Here is a 17238-nt window from a genome sequence, read left to right as displayed (position 1 = left end):
TCCTACTTTCCGGTCTTCACGAGCAGGTAGAGGAAGTACGGTCCGCCGACGACGGCTGTCACCAGCCCGGCGGGGATCTCGAGCGGTGGGGCGATCCCGCGGCCGAGCATGTCGGCGAAGAGCATCAGCAGTACGCCGAACAGCGCGGCGGCCGGGATCGACGCGAGGTGCCGGCCGCCGAACACCCGGCGAGCCATGTGCGGGGCGATCAGCCCGACGAAGCCGATCGTGCCGGACACCGCGACCGCGGCAGCGGCGAGCACGACCGAGAACAGCAGCAGCGTCCGCCGGGTCTTCTCGACCGGCTCGCCGAGCCCGGCGGCGAGGTCGTCACCGAGCCCGAGGACGTCGAGCTTGCGGCTCCAGATCACGATCAGCGGCACCAGGACGAGAACCCAGGGCAGGATCTCCAGCACCGACCGCATCGACCGGCCGAACAGGCTGCCGGTCAACCAGATCAGCGCCGCACTCACGTCGAGCGGATTGCGCACCAGCAGGAATCGGATCCCGGCCTCGAAGGCCGCACTGACCGCGATACCGACCAGCGCGATCCGCACCGGCGTCGCGCCACGACGGTAGGCCAGCAGATACACCAGCGCCGCTGCCGCGAGACCGCCGACGAAGGCCGCCGGTACGACGGCCACCACCGGGATGCCCGGGATCGCGAGCAGCAACAGCATGCCCGCGAACCCAGCCCCCTTGGTCACGCCGACGACATCCGGTGCGGCGAGCGGGTTGCGAATCACACCCTGCATCACCGCGCCGGACACACCGAGCGCGATCCCGACCAGCCAGGCCAGCAGGACCCGCGGCAACTGGAACTGCGTGACGATCTGCGCCGCCTGCTCACTGGTGTTGCCGATCACCGCGTTGAACACGTCGCCCATCGACACGTCCGTCGCTCCGACGCTGAGGCTGTAGAAGCTCAGCACCACGGCCAGCACGCCGAGCGATCCCATCAGGATCCCCGGATGACGCTTGGCCAGCGACGTACGCCGTACGTGCTGCGCGATTATCGCCGTACTGGTCATGAACCTGTCACCTTCTGTCGACGGGCGAGGTAGACGAAGATCGGTGCGCCGAGCAGTGCGGTGACGACACCGGCGGGCACCTCGAACGGCGGCTTCACGTAGCGGGACACGATGTCGGCATAAAGAACGAGGACACCGCCGCCCACCGCACACAGCGGCAGCAGGACCGTGTAGCTGGACCCGACCAGCCGGCGCATGATGTGCGGCACGATCAGGCCGATGAAGGCGACCGGACCGGCCACCGACACCGCCGCGCCGCACAGGACGATCACCAGCGCCGACCCCATCATCCGGGTCCGCTCGACGTTCTGACCGAGACCGCGGGCCATGTCGTCACCCAGTGCCAGCAGGTTGAGTGGCCGGGCCATCGCGAACGCGCCGATCAGGCCCAGCACCAACCACGGCAACAGGTTGCGAATGTCCTCCCACGAGGCGAAGTTGACCCCGCCGACCAGCCAGAACAGCACGCTGTCGGCCGAGTTCTCGTCGAAGATGATCAGGACCTGCGTCAGTGAGATCAGCAGACTGCTCGCCGTGACACCGGCCAGCGCGAGCCGGATCGGGCTGACCCGGCCCCGGCCCGAACCGGCGAGCAGCATCACCGACACACCCGCCGCGGCCGCGCCGCCGAAAGACAGCAGGATCGTCGGCGCACCGGACAGCGACGGCACCACGGTGATCGCGAGTACGACGACGAACACCGCGCCGGCGTTGACGCCCATGATCTCCGGCGCCGCGAGCGGGTTCGCGGCGACGGCCTGCATCAATGCGCCGGCGACCGCCAGGGCGGCGCCGACGCAGAGCGCCAGCACCACCCTCGGCAACCGGATCGCCTGGATGATCAGCTCGTCGGGCTGATCGGCCTTGAAGATCGCGCCCGGGATCCGCGACAGCGGAATCGGCTGGCTGCCGATCGACAGGCCCCACACCACACCGGCCACGACCACCACCAGCAGCGCCAGCGTCACCCAGGTGACCCGCTGTTTGCTGGTGACGATCTTCGGACGCTTGTGCGTGGCAGCGTCCTCGGCCGGTCTGGGCACAGTGCCTACGGACATGACCGTGTCACTTCCCGTAGAGGAGCTTGACGGCTTCCTTGGCGACGACCTCGGAGGCGATCAGCCCGCGCGACCGTGACCACTCGTTCGGGTCGACGTCGTACGACGCGTTGTTCTTCACCGCCGGGATCTCCTTCCACAGCGGGCTCTTCGCCCAGGTGTCGCGCAGCGTCGGGCCGTCGTTCGGGGCGATGAACATCACGTCCGGCTTGGTCGCGACCAGGGTCTCCAGCGTGAGCGAGACCGACGCGTCACCGGACTCGTCCGGCAGCGGCGACTTGATGCCGATCACGGCCAGCACGCCCGGCGTGTAGGCCTTCGGCGGGAACCCGGTGAACCCCTTGTCGGACGCTCGTACGAAGAGGGCCTTGCGGCTCTCGTCGGCCGGGGCGACGGCCTTCAGGTCGGCCATCGTCTTGGCGTGTTCGGCCAGCCGGGTCTTCATCTCGTCGCACTTGTTCAGCGCGATCGCGGTCGACATCTCGCTGTCCAGCACCTGCTGGTAGTTGCCGTTCAGGCTGGCGTAGGCGATCGTCGGCGCGATCTTGGACAGCTGGGCGTAGATGGCCTTGTGCCGGCCGCTGTCGGCCACGATCAGGTCCGGCTTGAGGGCGGTGATCACCTGGATGTTCGGGGTGGCGCGCAGGCCGACCGACTTGTACGGGCCGACCTTCTCCCGCAGCGCGGGGATGATCCGCTTCGGCTGGTCGTCGTCGGCGACACCGACCGGCGACATGCCGACCGCGACCAGGGCGTCGACGAAGGAGTACTCCAGCGCCACCACCTTGGTCGGGTTTCCGGTCACGGTGGTGGTGCCGAGGTCGTGCTTGACCGTGCGGGTCGGTTTCCCGCACTGGTCCAGGTTGACGTCCGGGCTGACGCCTTCGGCGGCCGCGGCGCGGTCGGCGTTCGGCGCCGCGCCGGTCGCGGGCGAGGACGAGCCGCCGCAGCCGGTCAGGGCAGCCGCGGCGGCGAACAGGGCGAGGGCGGCGACAGTACGTCGTACCTTCGTGGCGGAGTGAGACATGGCACGTTGCTCCTAGGTCGTGTCTGGTGATTCCGCGCCGTAGCGAGCAGGTGCTCGGTGCGGTGCATCGGCGTGCTGGAGCGGAGGTCTCGATGCGGAGCATCGTGGCCTTCGCGCCAGTGCGGCGAGGTGCCGTGCCGAGTGCCGCACAGTAGGCGCGGAATCACCAGACACGGCCTTGGGATGAAGCAGGTCAGCGGATGGCGAGGGCTTGGGCCGGACCGGGGACGTCGGGACGGTCGGCGGCGCCGGGGCCGTCGTACAGGTTCCACGGGAGCTGCTGGTAGCTGTTCGCACACGGCAGGCCCGGGGTGAGCCGGTAGGTGCCCGTGGTCAGATCGACCAGGCTGGACACGATGGTTGCGTAGCGGTCGAGCTCGTGCCGGCGCGGATCGACGTGCTGGCAGACGGCGTCGGGGTGACCGAAGTGGTCGCTCATCGTGGTGCGCACGAGGTGAGCGAGGTGCTGCTCGGTGGTGCCTTCGCGGCGGATCCGGTCGAGGCCGGTCTCGACCCGCGGCACCCGGTAGAGCGAGTCGACCGAGAACGGCCGGTAGGTGTTCTCGATCTGCGGTGGGACGAATGCCTGGAAGTGGTTGCCGTGCACCAGCAACCCGTCGGTCGGATACATCCAGCCGTGGCGTCCGGGAGTGGTTTCGACGTCGATGGCGAAACCGTCGGAGTGCGTGAGCAGCAGGTTGCTGGACAGGGTCTGGCGGGCGTCGAAGATCGCCTTCAGCGCCTCGTGGAAGTCCCAGCTCTCCAGCACCTTGCGGCGGACGAACGCGCCGGGGACACCGAGTCCGGTGCCGAACCCGGCGCCGAGTCCGTTGGCGTTCAGCGCGATGCCCGCCGAGTTCGCGCCGTGCCGGCCGACCTGGCCGGCCTCCACGTGACACAGGATCGTGGGCTTGCCGGGCTGCGCGATCCGGACCGCGACGATCGTGTCGGCGACGCCGGCCCACAGGTCCCAGTTCTGCCCGGCCCAGGTCCGGCCGAGCGGGTTGGCCTCGGGCAGGATCGCGAAGGAGGTGCATCCTTCGTCCTGCGGTTCGAACGGGTTGCCGCGGGTGAGCTCGCCGCGGCTGTTCAGCGCGACGATCTCCTCGAAGGTACGGCCGGAGCCGTCGGCGATCCCGCGCAACTCCGGGACGATGCCGGGCAGGTAGCCCTCGATGATCGGCACCCACGCGCCGGCCCGCTCCTGTACCACCGGCCAGCGCAGACCGGTCTTGTGGGCCACGGACTCGGCGTAGAAGGCGGCCGACGCGGCGATCTGCTCGCGCGCGGCCTCGCCGTACTGGCGACCGCGTTCGCGCGGGTCCGCCGCCGAGATGTCGATGGTTGCGATCACGGATGCTCCCTGTGTTGGACGGGGTGGGGCGACCGTTCCTTGGTTCCTGCTGGTTCGTTGTGTTTACTACGAATATTCACTTGACGGTAGTGATTGCTACAATCGCTGTCAACGGGTTCGCGAGTGAAATGATTGGGACGACTCGGACGGAGGGACCTTCGTGACCACAGCGGAAACCAAGCCGCCCACCCTGCAGGAGCGGGTGGCGGCACGCCTCGGCGACCTCACCGCGACCGAGCGGAAGGTCGCGGAGTACCTGTCCGCACACCCGCAGGAGGCGGCATTCTCGTCCGCCGAGGAGCTCGGTCGCGCGACCGGCACCAGCGACGCCAGCGTCGTCCGGACCGCCAAAGCCCTCGGGTACGACGGCCTGCCCGGGCTGAAGCGATCGCTACAGGGCCATCTGCAGACCCTGCTGACCCCGGCCAACCGGCTGAGCGCCAGCCTCGAGACCGTCGGTGACGGACCCGAGGGCGTGCTGCGCGCGATCCTGCGCGATCACATCGAGCACCTGGCGATGGCCGAGCAGCTGATCGACCCCGACGAGTTCCGCCGGGCGGTCGAGCTGGTCCACGGCGCCCGGGAGACCGTGCTGTGCGGGTTCGCCGGGCTGGATGGCGTCTCGGAGTACATCGCCACCCACCTGATCCGGATCGGGCACCGGGCCCGGGTCGCGAGCGACACCGGCTACCGGCTGGCCGACCGGATCCTGCTGCTCGGCCCCGAGGACGTCGTCGTCGTGGTGGCGCACAACCGACTGAACCGCGAGGCCCGGATCGTCATCGACCAGTGCACGGAGGCCGGCGTACCGGTCATCCTGGTGACCGACACCCTCGGCGAGGCGTTGCGTGCCGAGGTGGCCGTCGTACTGTCCACCCGGATGAGCCGCCCGGGCACGTTCACCAGCCAGGCGATGGTGCTGATCCTGCTGGAGGCGCTGACCATCGCCGTCGCCGCGCACGACCGCGACCGTGCGTTGAGCAACACCGAGCGGATGAACCAGCTCCGCGAGCAGCTGAACGGCTACCCACTCGCGGACGAGACCATCCTCGGTCTCCCCCGCACCGCCCTACCCCGGCCGAAGCCCCGCAGGAAGAGCTAAACCTTTCCCTCGGTGCGTTCGTACACGTCGGCCTCGAACTCCTCCAAGAGGCGTTCGCAGTCGGCGACCTTGCTGTGGGCCAGTTCCTTGCCGTCGGCATCCATCCAGTCGCGACCCTCGACCTTCGCCAGCCAGCGGCGCAGCTTCTCCAGGTCCTGGCGGATCTCCTCGGCCTCCTCGAACGTGTAGTTCTCCCGGAACCGCTCGAACTCGATCTCCTTGACGAACTTGGTGTCGCACTCCTCGACGATCTCGGCATACTCCTTCGCGGACTGGCTCCGGAAGCCCTCCACGAACTGGGTCCGCGCGTCCTCGTCGACGTCGGTGAGGGTGAGGAACACGCTCGACCCGCCGAGCTCGGCGACCCGCTCCCGCACCTTCTCCATCCCGGCCCGCAACTCGTCGCGGTCCGGCAGCACGCACACCGCCTGCTGGACGTAGAACCCGCCGAGCCGCTTCAGCTCCCGCCAGACCGCCACCCGCGCCCGCGACGAGTCGCTGGGCACCTTGTAGATCAGCAGCAGCCAGGCTTCGGAGCCGTTCACCGCAGCCTTCGTCCGTCGGGTCGTCGCCATGCCGCACAGGTTATCCGCTCACCCGGGCGCGCAGTCCTTCCACCAGATGGGGCATCACCTCCCGCCAGTCCGCGACCAGGCCGACGTCACAGTGCGCGAAGACCTCCGCGGCCGGGTCGGTGTTGATGGCCAGCACGGTCCCGGCCCGGCTCGCGCCGGCCAGGTGGTTCAGGTTGCCGGACAGGCCGACCGCGAAGTACATCCGCGGCGCGACACTCCGCCCGGTGATCCCGAGCTGCCTGCCATGCGGCAACCAGCCCTCGTCGGTCACCTTCCGGGTCGCGGCGAGCTCGGCGTTCAGCAGGCGGCGCATCGGCTCGAGCTCGGTGTAGGCGTCCGGCGATACGCCGCGTCCGACCCCGATCACCACGTCGGCCCGGTCCAGCGCGTCTCCTTCGTTGCCAGTACGACGCTCAGCCCGCCGTACCCCTGGATCGTCGGCGACGTGCAGGCTGTGCACCTCGACCTCGCGGTCTGGTCGCGGGGTCCGCAGCGGCAGCAGGCCGGTCCGAATCGTCGCAATCTGAGGCGACCCCTGACTCACGATCTCAGCCAGAGTCCCCCCACCCGACGGCTTCACCCCCGACAACCGCGCACCCCTCACCCTGAGACTCACCAGATCAGACATCAGCCCACCGCCTGTAGCCACGGCAAGCCGAGCCAACACCTCCCGCTCCCAAGGCAAAGCGGCCCCCAGCACAGCCCACGTATCCCGCCCACCCATCCACTTGACGAGACTCTCGACAACAGGCCGAGGCTCATCATCCGTAAGCGTCACCACACGGTCCGCACCCCACCGCGCAAGCTCACCCCCGTCCACCCCGACCCGAACCGCAGTAACAAACCCACCAAGCTCAGCAGCCAACGCCGCCGCGGCACCAAGCAAAGCCTGAGTCCCCGCCTCCGGCCCCGACCCCACCAGCACCACCACCTCACCGGAGAAAGCCATGGAGGCCCCACCGGTGGCGTCCGGCACCGGGGCGGCGGGTGCGGCTGGCTGGCGGTGGAAGCAGCCTCGGGCTGTTAGTTCTGCTATTGCGCGGGTTACCTGGGATTCGGTGCGGCCGCGGAAGATCACCGGGTCTCGGGTCAGTGGGGCTGGGTGGATGTTGGCGACCTTCGTCGGGCTGCCTGCCAGGCCCCAGCTTGCGGGGGCTAGGTCGGCTGTGGTTACCCGGCGGATCGCGTCGGGGGTGGGCCAGGCTTCAGCGGGTGCTTTGCAGGGGTCGCAGGAGCGTTCGGCTATGGCTACTACGGCGGGGAGTTGTACGGCGACTGACTCCGTGCCGGTGTCGTGTTGGACGGTGGTGTGGAGGGTGGTGCCTGAGGGCTGCAGAGTGAGGGCGGGGCCGGTGAAGGGGAGGCCGAGGAGTTCGGCGAGCATGGCGCCTACTGCGGCGGTGCTGCCGTCGACGGAGCTGGCGCCGACCAGGATCAGGTCGGGGCGTTCGTCCAGCAGAGCAACGGTGGCAGCGAGGGCGCGGGCTGTGACCAGGCAGTCCGACCCGGCCAGCGCGGGGTCGCTGAGGTGCAGGGCGTCGTCGACACCCCACGCCAGCGCCTCGCGCAGTACGTCGGCCGCCACCGGAGGACCCATGGTGATCGCCGTACTGCGCCCACCGGACTCCCGCGCCAGCCGAACGGCCTGCGCGACGGCCCGGCGGCACCACGGATTCATCTCCGTGACAGCGCCGGCCCGCTCGAGCCGCCCGTCGGCGTCCAGGCGTCCACTGTGGTCGCCCTTCGGCACCTGTTTGATCAAAGCCGTGACACGCACCGGCCGCCCTCCATCTCTGCTTAAGACAGTCCAGTACCGACTGCGAGGCCGATCACGAAGGTGACTGCGGCTGACAGCCCTCCCAGGAGAAGCTGGCGGCCACCGCCGTACCAGAACGGGCGGGCGGTGATCTTGCCGACGATGCCGCCGGTGACGACGAGCCCGATCGCGCTGAGCAGGAGCGCCGGCCACACACTGATCGCGCCGAAGATGAACGGCAGCAACGGGATCAGGGCGCCGATCGCGAACGCGGCGAACGACGAACCGGCGGCCAGCCACGGCGACGGCAGGTCGTTGGGGTCGACGCCGAGCTCTTCACGAACGTGTACGTCGAGCGCGACCGACGGATCGCTGGTCAGCTCACGAGCGACCTCCGCGGCGAGCTCGGGCCGCAGCCCCTTCGCCTCGTACATCATCGCGAGCTCGCGCTCTTCCTCCTCGGGGTGGATCTGCAGCTCGCGCCGTTCCACCTCGATCTCGGCCTTCATCAGCTCGGTCTGCGACGAGACCGAGGTGAACTCACCGGACGCCATCGAACAGGCGCCGGCGACCAGTCCGGCGAGTCCGGTGATGATCACGACCTTGCCGGTCGCGCCACCGCCGACCACGCCGGCGACCAGCGCGAAGTTCGACACCAGGCCGTCCATCACGCCGAAGGTCGCGGGCCGCAGCCAGCCTCCGGTGACGTCGCGGTGCGAGTGGTGGATTTCGGGGGCTTGTTCTTCCGCTACTGACGCGGTCATTCAGAAAGTCCTTCCGCGGGTTAGGTGAGCGTAACCTTCGTTAAATTGCATCACCTGTTACATCAGTCTACCCGTTACTTTCCTGACCCGGCAATGGTCAGGCGGCGCAGTACGTAGGGCAGAACTCCGCCGTGGCGGTAGTACTCGGCCTCCCGCGGGGTGTCGAGCCGGATCTTCAACCGGTACGACTTCCCGGCAGCGGACGCGGTCGCGAACCCGTCCGCACCGAGCGAGATGTCGATCGGCTCCGCGCCGGTGAGGTCGTCGCCCTCGCCGGGCAGGAACTCCAGCGGCAGGATGCCGAGCCCGACCAGGTTCGACCGATGGATCCGCTCGAAGGACTGCGCGAGTACGGCCCGCACCCCGAGCAGCGCCGGCCCTTTCGCGGCCCAGTCCCGCGAGGATCCCGTCCCGTACTCCTTGCCCGCGACAACCACCATCGGCACACCGGCCGCGCGATAGGCCTCGGCGGCGTCGAAGATCGACGTCAGTACGCCGTCCGGCCCTGGCGTCACAGGTCCCTCGATGCCCTGAGCAAGCTGGTTGCGCAGCCGAACGTTGCCGAAGGCACCGCGCATCATCACCAGGTGGTTGCCTCGTCGCGACGCATAGGTGTTCAGCTGCGTCACCCCGAGTCCCTGGAGGTAGCGCCCGGCGACGCTGTCCGGCGGGATCGCTCCCGCGGGCGAGATGTGGTCCGTGGTCACGGAGTCCCCCAACCGCACCAACGCGCGCGCTCCGGTCAACGGGCTCGACCCAGGCGGCTGATCGAAGTACGGCGGTCGCTGCAGGTACGTCGAGTCCCCCCAAGCGAACGTCTCCCCCGCAGGCGCATCGAGCCGCCGCCACCGCTCGTCGCCGCCGAACACGTCGTCGTACACGGTGTTGAACAACTCGGGTTTGAGCGTCCGGCCGATGACGTCGTCGATGTCGGCTGGGCTCGGCCAGAGATCAGCGAGGTAGATCGGCTGACCGCTGTCGTCGACACCGATTGGTTCGGTGAGCAGATCGATGTCCATCCGGCCGGCCAGCGCATAAGCGATCACGAGCGGCGGCGACGCGAGGTAGTTGAGCCGCACGTCCGGTTGGATCCGGCCTTCGAAATTGCGGTTGCCTGACAGCACGGCAGCGACGGTCAGATCCTGCTCACGGACTGCCTTCCCGACCTCGTCAATCAACCCGCCCGATGCGCCGATGCACGTCATGCAGCCGAAGCCGGCCAGGTGGAACCCGAGCTTCTCCAGGTACGGCGTGAGTCCGGCAGCGCCGAGGTAGTCCATCACCACGCGCGACCCCGGGGACAGCGTCGTCTTCACCCACGGCTTGCTGGCGAGACCATGCTCGACCGCGTTGCGGGCCAACAATCCAGCCGCAACCATCACCGCCGGGTTCGACGTGTTGGTGCACGAAGTGATCGCAGCGACAACAACAGCGCCATGCCCTGGGGTCTGGGTAGTACGCGGACCTGCAGGCAGCTCGGTCTCAACGGTCGCACGTGAATCGGCGAGCGACGTGCGTTGCTGCGGTCGGCGGGGCCCGGCGATCGACGGGACGACACTGCCCAGGTCGACGTCGACGTACTCGTCGTACAAGAGCTCCACCGACGGCTCGTGCCACAGCCCCTGCTCCCGCGCATACTCCTCGACCAGAGCGACCTTCTCAGGAGCACGGCCAGTGAAGAGCAGGTAGTCCAGCGTGCGCTGGTCGATCGGGAAGTAGGCCGCAGTGGACCCGAATTCCGGGCTCATGTTCGCGATCGTCGCCCGATCCGGCACCGGAAGCTCGGCCAGTGCCGGCCCACCGAACTCGACCAGCTTGCCGACCACCCCGTGCGCCCGCAGCGTCTCGGTGATCGTGAGCACCAGATCGGTTGCCGTCGTGCCGACCGGAAGCGCACCGGTCAGCCGTACGCCGACCACCTTGGGCAGCACCATCGACACCGACTGCCCCAGCATCGCCGCCTCGGCTTCGATGCCTCCGATCCCCCAGCCGAGCACACCGAGCCCGTTGACCATCGTGGTGTGCGAGTCCGTGCCCAGGCAGAGATCGGGGAACAGCCACCCGTCGCGCTCCTCCACCACACGAGCCAGGTGCTCCAGGTTGATCTGGTGCATGATCCCCGCGCCCGGCGGCACCACCTTCAGCTGCCGGAACGTCTGCTGCCCCCAGCGCAGGAACCGGAACCGCTCGGCGTTGCGCTCGTACTCCAGCGCCACGTTCAGCTGCATCGCGTCCGGCCGGCCGAACACGTCCGCGATCACCGAGTGGTCCACCACCAGCTCGGCCGGGATCACCGGATCGACGAGCGCCGGATCCTTGCCTTGGGCCACCATCGCGTCGCGCATCGCGGCCAGGTCGACGAGCACCGGTACGCCGTTCGTGTCGTGCAGGAACACCCGCGACGGGTGCACCTCCAGCTCGCCCGCCACACCGGGCATCCAGTCTCGCAGCACGTCGCTCGCCGTACCGTGCCGGAGCGCGTTCTCGAGCAGGATGCGCAAGGTGCGGGGCAGGTGTTCCGGCGCGATCCCTCGCAATGGCTGAATGCGGCGCCCGTTCATGTCAGCTCGTTGATCGACGCGACGACCGCGTCGGTGAACTCGGCCGTCCCCGCAGTCCCACCGAGGTCCGCCGTACGAACGCCACTTCCGACCGCCGCCCGCAACCCTTGATCGACCAGTACGGCGGCCTGCCTGGCGCCGAGCCAGTCGAGCAGCATCGCGCCGGACGCGATCATCGCGGTCGGATTGGCCAGATTGCGTCCGGCGATGTCGGGCGCCGAGCCGTGGGCAGCCTGGGCCATCGCGCGCTGGTGCGACGCGTTGATCGATGGCGCGATCCCGAGCGAACCGGCCAGCTCCCCGGCCAGGTCGGACAGGATGTCGCCGAACATGTTCTCGGTGACCAGCACGTCGAAGTCGGCGCCGTGCCGGACCAGGTGGACGGTCATCGCGTCGATGTGGAAGTCGTCCACCCGCACCTCGGGGTAGTCGGCGGCGATCTCCCGGCAGATGTCACGGAAGAAGCCGGTGGTCAGCCGCAGCACGTTGGCTTTGTGCACGATGGTCAGGTGCTTGCGGCGCCGCATCGCGAGCTCGAACGCCTGCCGCGCGATCCGCTCGATCGCCGGACGGGTGAAGATCCCCATCGCGATCGCCACGTCGGGGGTCGGCATGTACTCGCCGGTGCCGCGATACGTACTGCGGTCGGCGTAGAAGCCCTCGGTGTTCTCCCGGACGACGACCAGGTCGAGACCCGGCACCAGCGCCGGCGTCCCCTCGAACGCCTTCGCCGGGCGGATGTTCGCGAACAGGTCGTAGTGCTTGCGCAGGAACCCGCTGGGGTTCAACTGGACCCGATGCTCCTCCGGGTACGACGCGCTGTCGTGCGGACCGAGCAGCCAGCCGTCGAGCTGTTCGAGCGTCTCCAGCGTGATCGGCGGCAGCGCGCTGCCGTGCGTGTCGATCGCCTCGGCGCCGACCGGGAGCGGGACCCACCCGATCGACGCGCCGCCGGCGGCAGCCACTGCCGCGTCGAGAACCCGGACGGTCGCGGGCACGATCTCCGGCCCGATGCCGTCACCGGACAACACTCCCAGCCTGTACCTGTCTGCCATGGCCACGAGTGTGAGTCGTTATAACCTTCTGCGTCAACCTCTCGCCCTGAGCGTCTCGAAGCGTGAGTTTGAGGTACTCTCTGCCGTGAGGCTGTTATAACCATGGAGGTGCGTCCGTGACCGAGGCCAAGCTGGCGACCAAGGCCGAGACCGCGTACGAGCTGGTCCGGGAGCAGCTTCTGCGCGGCGACCTCGTCCCGGGCGCGGTTATCCAGCAGGCCGCGCTGGCGCGTGAGCTCGGCATCAGTACGACGCCACTGCGCGAAGCACTGCGCCGGTTGATGACCGAAGGACTCGTCGAGCTGGACGCGCACCGGGACGCCCGTGTCACCCGGCTGACCGCGGAAGAGGCTCGCGACCTGATCGAGATCCGGCGCTCGCTCGACCCGCTGGCGGCCGGCCTCGCGGCGGAGCGCCGGACCCGGCAGGATCTCGAGCTGATCCGGAAGACGGCGGACGAGCTGCTGCCGTTGCAGTCCGACCCCGGGTCGGCCGAGTTGGCGACCCACCGGCGGTTCCACGTCGCCATCTACACCGCCTCGCACAACCAGCTGCTCGTCCAGACCCTGGACGGGCTGTGGGACAAGGCGGACCGGTACCGCAGGCTTGCTCTCGAGGACGGTCGGACCGAGGAGGACCTGGACCGCACCCACGCCGAGCACCTCGCACTGGTCGGCGCGATCGCGGCCGGAGACTCCAAGACCGCCGCCGCGGTCATGCTCGCCCACGTCGACGCCAGCCTCGGTGCGCGCGCGGTCGCCCGCCTCACGTCCGCCGCCGCACAACCCGTCGCCCGGTCGCTCCGGGGTATCCGAGGAGGACGAACATGACTGACGCGTTGTGGTCCGGGTATCAGCACCGCGAGGCCGACGCGGACGGCTGGACGACGTACTGGCGGCTGGACCCGCGCGGTCGCGACTTCCGGATGATCGACTGGACCGGATACCCGGATCGCCCCGGGCACCGGCTGTGGGAACGGGCCGCGACACCCGCCGGTGTCCGGGCTTCCTGGCGTACGGCGGCGTCCTCGGTCAGCCTCGAGATCCGCGCGAGCCTCGGCATCTACTCGGTGCTCGGCCCACTCGACGTGCTGGTCGACGGCGAACTGCACCGGCGCCTCGAAGTCCGCGACGGAGAGCAGCGGCTGGTGGCCGACCTGCCGGGCCGACCGGGCGAGGTCGAGATCTGGCTACCGCACTCGGGCGTGATCGCGGTCCGTCAGCTGAGCTTCGACGGCGCTGCCGAGCCGCTCGCGCCGACTGGGCCGCGGTGGGTCACGTACGGCAGCTCGATCACCCAGTGCACGGGCGCGTACGGACCGTCCGAGACGTGGCCGGCGCTGGTCGCTCGGACGCACGGCTGGGATCTGGTCGCCATGGGGTTCGCGGGCGAGTGCCACCTGGATCCGATCGCGGCGCGGACGATCCGGGACACGCCGGCGCGGCTGATCTCGATGTGCCTCGGCATCAACATCTACGGCGGTGAGACCTACAGCGGCCGCACGTTGCCCGGCCAGGTCGAAGCCTTTGTGTCGACTGTTCGCGAAGGACATCCCGGGACGCCGATCGTCGTGCTCACGCCGCTCGTCGCCCCACACCTCGAAGGCAAACCGAACGCCGTCGGCCTCACGCTGGACGACGTACGTGCGTGTGTGGAGCTCGGCGCCCGAACGGATCCGGCGGTTCGGATCGTCGACGGGCGGACCATCCTCACCGCCGACGAAGCGCTGGCGTTGTACGTCGACGACGTACACCCGGGTCCGGAGGGCTACCGCCTGCTCGGCGAGCGGCTCGCTGCGGTGCTCACTTTGGACGACTGAGCACCAGCCTCGCGCGGGCGCCGCCGGCGTCACAGACCCGCTACTCCAACCTACGGATCATCCCGTGGTCGGAGTTCGGTCCGGACGAGCTGATCGTCAGCGCGCTCACTCAGCCGGGCTGAGGCTGGTGCCCAGGGCCTGCCAGTCGAGCACCGGAGCGGCCAGCGAGCTGATGGTCGCCAGCAGCCCGAGCCGGGCCGCCCGCAGGTCCGGGTCTTCCGCCATCACCAAGATCTCGTCGAAGAACGTGGTGACCGGCTCGACCAGGACCGACGCGGCGGTGGCGAAGTCGGCCAGCGCGGTCGGCGCCTGGCCCACCTTCTGGACCGCCTCGTGCAGCACGACCTCGGCGGGCTCGGTGAGCTTGCCCGCGTCGTACGACGCCTCGGTGCCCTCCGGGACGATCCGGCGCACCCGCTGCAGAACCGCGACCAGGTCGGCGAAGTCCGGGCTGGTGACAAGCTGCTGCAGCGACGCCAGCGTCTCGTCCGCGACCGCCGGAGCGGTTGCCAGCGGCAACACCGCCGCCACTTGGAGGTGGTCGTCGCCGCGATCGATCAGCTGCTGCTCGTACCGCCGTACGGTGAACTCGGCGACCTCGTCGAGCGAGTCCGCCGGTACGTCGATGCCCTGGGCACCGATCTCCGCCGCGGCAGCCTGCAGACCGGTGGCGAGCGTGATCGCCTTCAGCTCCGGATGTTCGCGCAGGATCGCGACCACGCCGGCGGCCGCGCGCCGCAGCGCGAACGGGTCGGAGCTACCGGTCGGCTTGGCGCCGATGCCGAACAGGCCGGCCAGCAGGTCGAACCGGTCGGCCAGCGCGAGCAGGGCGCCCGGCGTCGTCGACGGCACCGGGTCGCCGGCGGAGCGCGGCAGCTCCATGTCGAAGAGCGCCTGCGCGACAGCTTCGGTCTCACCCGCACGCCGCGCGTACTCGCGGGCCATCGTGCCGGCCAGGCTGGTCAGCTCCACGACCATCTGCGAGCCGAGGTCGAACTTCGCCAGCTCGGCCGCCCGCTTCAGCGTGGTCAGGTCGTCGCCTTCCAGTCCGACGACCGCGGCCAGCGAGGTGGCGATCCGGCCGATCCGGGACGCGCGGTCGGCCATCGAGCCGAGCCGCTCCTCGAAGGCCAGCTTCTCCAGCTCGCCCTTCATCGTCTCCAGCGGCGTCTCGAGGTCGGCCCGCCAGAAGAACGCGGCGTCCTCGTAGCGGGCCCGCAGCACCGCCTCGTTGCCACCGCGGACGACGTCCTCGTCGACCGAACCGTTGGCCACGGCAACGAAGTGCGGCAGCAGCTTGCCGTCGCCGTCACGAACCGGGAGGTAGCGCTGGTGCTTGCGCATCACCGTGGTCAGGATCTCGCCCGGCAGCGTCAGGTAGTCGGCGGAGAAGCCGCCCAGGATCGCGGTCGGCTCCTCGACCAGATTGACGATCTGGTCGATCAGCGCGGACTCACCCTCGACGTCGATCGTGCCGTCGACGCCCTTCGCCAACTCCTGCCCGGCCTCGACGATCTGGGACCGGCGACGGGCCGGGTCGGCCTCGATACCGTGGATCCGGAGCAGGTCCAGGTATCCCTCGGCCGCCGCGATCTCCACCTGCGGCGGGGCGGCGGTCCGGTGCACCCGGGTCGTGCGGCCGGCGGCCAGCGACGACACCGAGACCGGGACCACCTGGTCGCCGAGCAGCGCGACCAGCCAGCGGACCGGCCGGGTGAACGACAGCTTGGGGTCGTTCCAGCGCATGTTCTTGTCCGACCGCAGGCCGCTGACGATCTCGCTCAGGACGCCGCTCAGCACCTCGGCCGCCCCGCGACCCGGGTCGGGCTTGGTCACCGCGACGTACTCGACGCCGTCGACGTCCAGGTCGTGCAGCTCGCTGACGTCGACGCCCTGGCCACGGGCGAACCCGGCGGCGGCCTTGGTGACGTTGCCGTCGGCGTCGTACGCGGCCGACTTGCGCGGACCGCGGACCACCCGCTCCGCGTCCGGCTCACCGGCCTGGACGTTCGCCACGAACGCGACCACCCGGCGGGGCGTCGCGTACGTCGTGATGTCGCCATGAGCCAGCCGGGTCGCGGCCAGCTTCTCGGTCAGCGCGGTCCGGACCGCCTCGGCGGTCTTGGTGACCTCCGACGGCGGCATCTCCTCGGTGCCGATCTCGAACGTCAGCTGCCGGGTCCCGGTGATCGCCGGGAACTCGGTCGGCTCGGGCGCCGCCGCGGGCAGCTCGGCGATCCCCAGCGGGTGCTCCAGCTCGGTACGGCGCTCGGCCCACAGCTGAGCCACCTCGCGGGCCAGTCCGCGCATCCGGCCGAAGGCCTTGGCGCGTTCCGTCGTACTGACCGCGCCGCGGGCGTCGAGCACGTTGAAGGTGTGCGAGCAGCGCAGCACCATCACGTGCGCGGGCACCGGCAGCCGGGCGTCGAGCATCCGGCGGGCCTCGTTCGCGTACTCCTCGAACAGCCGCTTCTGGCTCTCGACATCGGCGTCGTCGAGGTAGTACCGGCTCATCTCGTACTCGGCCTGGCCGAACGCCTCGCCGTACGAGATGCCGGGGGCGTAGTCGATGTCCTTGAAGTGCGAGACGCCCTGCAGCGCCATCATGATCCGCTCGATGCCGTAGGTGATCTCCACCGACACCGGCTCCAGCGTCATCCCGCCGGCCTGCTGGAAGTAGGTGAACTGGGTGATCTCCAGGCCGTCCAGCCAGACCTCCCAGCCCAGGCCCCAGGAACCGGTCGCCGGGTTGGCCCAGTTGTCCTCGACGAACCGGACGTCGTGCGCATCGATGTCGATGCCGAGGGCGGTCAGGCTGTCCAGGAACAGCTCCTGCGGGTTGCCCGGGTCCGGCTTGAGCACCACCTGGAACTGGGTGTGCGTCTGCAGGCGGTTCGGGTTCTCGCCGTACCGGCTGTCGTCGGGCCGGACGCTCGGCTCGACGTAGGCGACCCGCCACGGCTCGGGACCGAGCACCCGCAGGATCGTCGCCGGGTTCAGCGTTCCGGCGCCGACCTCGGTGTTGAACGGCTGCACGACCATGCACCCGCGGTCGGTCCAGTACTTCGTCAGCGCCAGCAGCGCGTCCTGCATGGTGAGCACAACAGAACCTCAAGCGTTCTTCCGAGGGGGTATC

General features: G+C 69.5%; 13 protein-coding genes. 3 read left to right on the top strand and 10 right to left on the bottom strand.

Annotated elements, in window-relative coordinates; genetic code table 11:
• Positions 1-2: 2 nt before the first annotated feature.
• The 4 genes from ACIBL3_RS33440 to ACIBL3_RS33425 all read right to left on the bottom strand — a co-directional run bounded on the left by ACIBL3_RS33440 (position 3) and on the right by ACIBL3_RS33425 (position 4470).
• On the bottom strand, positions 3-1031 hold the full coding sequence (locus tag ACIBL3_RS33440) for a FecCD family ABC transporter permease (RefSeq protein WP_396357800.1): 1029 nt from the start codon (positions 1029-1031) through the stop codon (positions 3-5).
• Complete coding sequence (locus tag ACIBL3_RS33435) at positions 1028-2089, bottom strand: FecCD family ABC transporter permease (RefSeq protein ID WP_396357799.1); 1062 nt, start codon at positions 2087-2089, stop codon at positions 1028-1030. Before ACIBL3_RS33435 ends, ACIBL3_RS33440 begins: the two co-directional genes overlap by 4 nt.
• A 7-nt stretch (positions 2090-2096) precedes the next feature.
• Positions 2097-3116 (bottom strand): Fe(3+) dicitrate ABC transporter substrate-binding protein, encoded by a 1020-nt coding sequence (locus ACIBL3_RS33430; RefSeq protein ID WP_396357797.1) that lies wholly within the window; start codon positions 3114-3116, stop codon positions 2097-2099.
• A 193-nt stretch (positions 3117-3309) separates the two neighbouring features.
• On the bottom strand, positions 3310-4470 hold the full coding sequence (locus ACIBL3_RS33425) for a C45 family autoproteolytic acyltransferase/hydolase (protein ID WP_396357796.1): 1161 nt from the start codon (positions 4468-4470) through the stop codon (positions 3310-3312).
• A gap of 160 nt (positions 4471-4630) precedes the next feature.
• On the opposite strand from ACIBL3_RS33425, the gene ACIBL3_RS33420 reads away from it, so the two are divergent.
• Positions 4631-5572 carry a MurR/RpiR family transcriptional regulator gene (locus tag ACIBL3_RS33420; RefSeq protein WP_396357795.1) on the top strand — a complete coding sequence of 314 codons (942 nt, stop codon included), beginning with the start codon at positions 4631-4633 and terminating at the stop codon, positions 5570-5572.
• Here the strand turns inward: ACIBL3_RS33420 and ACIBL3_RS33415 are convergent.
• The 5 genes from ACIBL3_RS33415 to ACIBL3_RS33395 form a co-directional block, all read right to left on the bottom strand.
• A complete protein-coding gene (locus ACIBL3_RS33415; RefSeq protein ID WP_396357794.1) occupies positions 5569-6147 on the bottom strand; it encodes a Chromate resistance protein ChrB in 579 nt (192 codons plus the stop codon). The two genes, ACIBL3_RS33420 and ACIBL3_RS33415, sit on opposite strands and share 4 nt — an antisense overlap.
• 10 nt (positions 6148-6157) lie before the next feature.
• Positions 6158-7924: an FAD-binding protein gene (locus ACIBL3_RS33410; RefSeq protein WP_396357793.1), complete on the bottom strand. Its 1767-nt coding sequence runs from the start codon at positions 7922-7924 to the stop codon at positions 6158-6160.
• A 20-nt stretch (positions 7925-7944) separates the two neighbouring features.
• Complete coding sequence (locus ACIBL3_RS33405) at positions 7945-8667, bottom strand: VIT1/CCC1 transporter family protein (protein WP_396357791.1); 723 nt, start codon at positions 8665-8667, stop codon at positions 7945-7947.
• A 74-nt stretch (positions 8668-8741) separates the two neighbouring features.
• Positions 8742-11228 (bottom strand): aconitate hydratase AcnA, encoded by a 2487-nt coding sequence (acnA, locus tag ACIBL3_RS33400; protein ID WP_396357790.1) that lies wholly within the window; start codon positions 11226-11228, stop codon positions 8742-8744.
• The gene (locus ACIBL3_RS33395) at positions 11225-12283 is read right to left on the bottom strand and encodes an isocitrate/isopropylmalate dehydrogenase family protein (protein WP_396357789.1); all 1059 of its coding nucleotides are present in this window, start codon (positions 12281-12283) and stop codon (positions 11225-11227) included. The genes acnA and ACIBL3_RS33395 overlap by 4 nt, the downstream gene beginning before the upstream one ends.
• A 116-nt stretch (positions 12284-12399) precedes the next feature.
• On the opposite strand from ACIBL3_RS33395, the gene ACIBL3_RS33390 reads away from it, so the two are divergent.
• Together ACIBL3_RS33390 and ACIBL3_RS33385 are read left to right on the top strand one after the other, a co-directional pair.
• Positions 12400-13113: a GntR family transcriptional regulator gene (locus ACIBL3_RS33390; protein ID WP_396357788.1), complete on the top strand. Its 714-nt coding sequence runs from the start codon at positions 12400-12402 to the stop codon at positions 13111-13113.
• A complete protein-coding gene (locus tag ACIBL3_RS33385; protein WP_396357787.1) occupies positions 13110-14102 on the top strand; it encodes a GDSL-type esterase/lipase family protein in 993 nt (330 codons plus the stop codon). The genes ACIBL3_RS33390 and ACIBL3_RS33385 overlap by 4 nt, the downstream gene beginning before the upstream one ends.
• Positions 14103-14207: 105 nt before the next feature.
• Here ACIBL3_RS33385 and ACIBL3_RS33380 read toward each other — a convergent pair whose 3' ends face one another.
• Positions 14208-17195, bottom strand: a complete 2988-nt coding sequence (locus ACIBL3_RS33380; RefSeq protein WP_396357895.1) for a glycine--tRNA ligase — start codon at positions 17193-17195, stop codon at positions 14208-14210.
• Positions 17196-17238 lie beyond the last annotated feature (43 nt).

The sequence above is a fragment of the Kribbella sp. NPDC050124 genome, from assembly GCF_044460355.1.
Lineage (GTDB): Bacteria > Actinomycetota > Actinomycetes > Propionibacteriales > Kribbellaceae > Kribbella.
The sequence above is the reverse complement of the archived record's forward strand: the minus strand, read 5'-3'. Positions and strand labels throughout refer to the sequence as shown.

What these genes read in the sequence shown, in the direction of transcription:
- ACIBL3_RS33430 (WP_396357797.1), bottom strand. Translation starts at nt 3,116, where the DNA reads ATGTCTCACTCCGCCACGAAGGTACGACGTACTGTCGCCGCCCTCGCC.
- ACIBL3_RS33405 (WP_396357791.1), bottom strand. Translation starts at nt 8,667, where the DNA reads ATGACCGCGTCAGTAGCGGAAGAACAAGCCCCCGAAATCCACCACTCG.
- ACIBL3_RS33395 (WP_396357789.1), bottom strand. Translation starts at nt 12,283, where the DNA reads ATGGCAGACAGGTACAGGCTGGGAGTGTTGTCCGGTGACGGCATCGGG.
- ACIBL3_RS33385 (WP_396357787.1), top strand. Translation starts at nt 13,110, where the DNA reads ATGACTGACGCGTTGTGGTCCGGGTATCAGCACCGCGAGGCCGACGCG.
- ACIBL3_RS33435 (WP_396357799.1), bottom strand. Translation starts at nt 2,089, where the DNA reads ATGTCCGTAGGCACTGTGCCCAGACCGGCCGAGGACGCTGCCACGCAC.
- ACIBL3_RS33415 (WP_396357794.1), bottom strand. Translation starts at nt 6,147, where the DNA reads ATGGCGACGACCCGACGGACGAAGGCTGCGGTGAACGGCTCCGAAGCC.
- ACIBL3_RS33380 (WP_396357895.1), bottom strand. Translation starts at nt 17,195, where the DNA reads ATGCAGGACGCGCTGCTGGCGCTGACGAAGTACTGGACCGACCGCGGG.
- ACIBL3_RS33440 (WP_396357800.1), bottom strand. Translation starts at nt 1,031, where the DNA reads ATGACCAGTACGGCGATAATCGCGCAGCACGTACGGCGTACGTCGCTG.
- acnA (WP_396357790.1), bottom strand. Translation starts at nt 11,228, where the DNA reads ATGAACGGGCGCCGCATTCAGCCATTGCGAGGGATCGCGCCGGAACAC.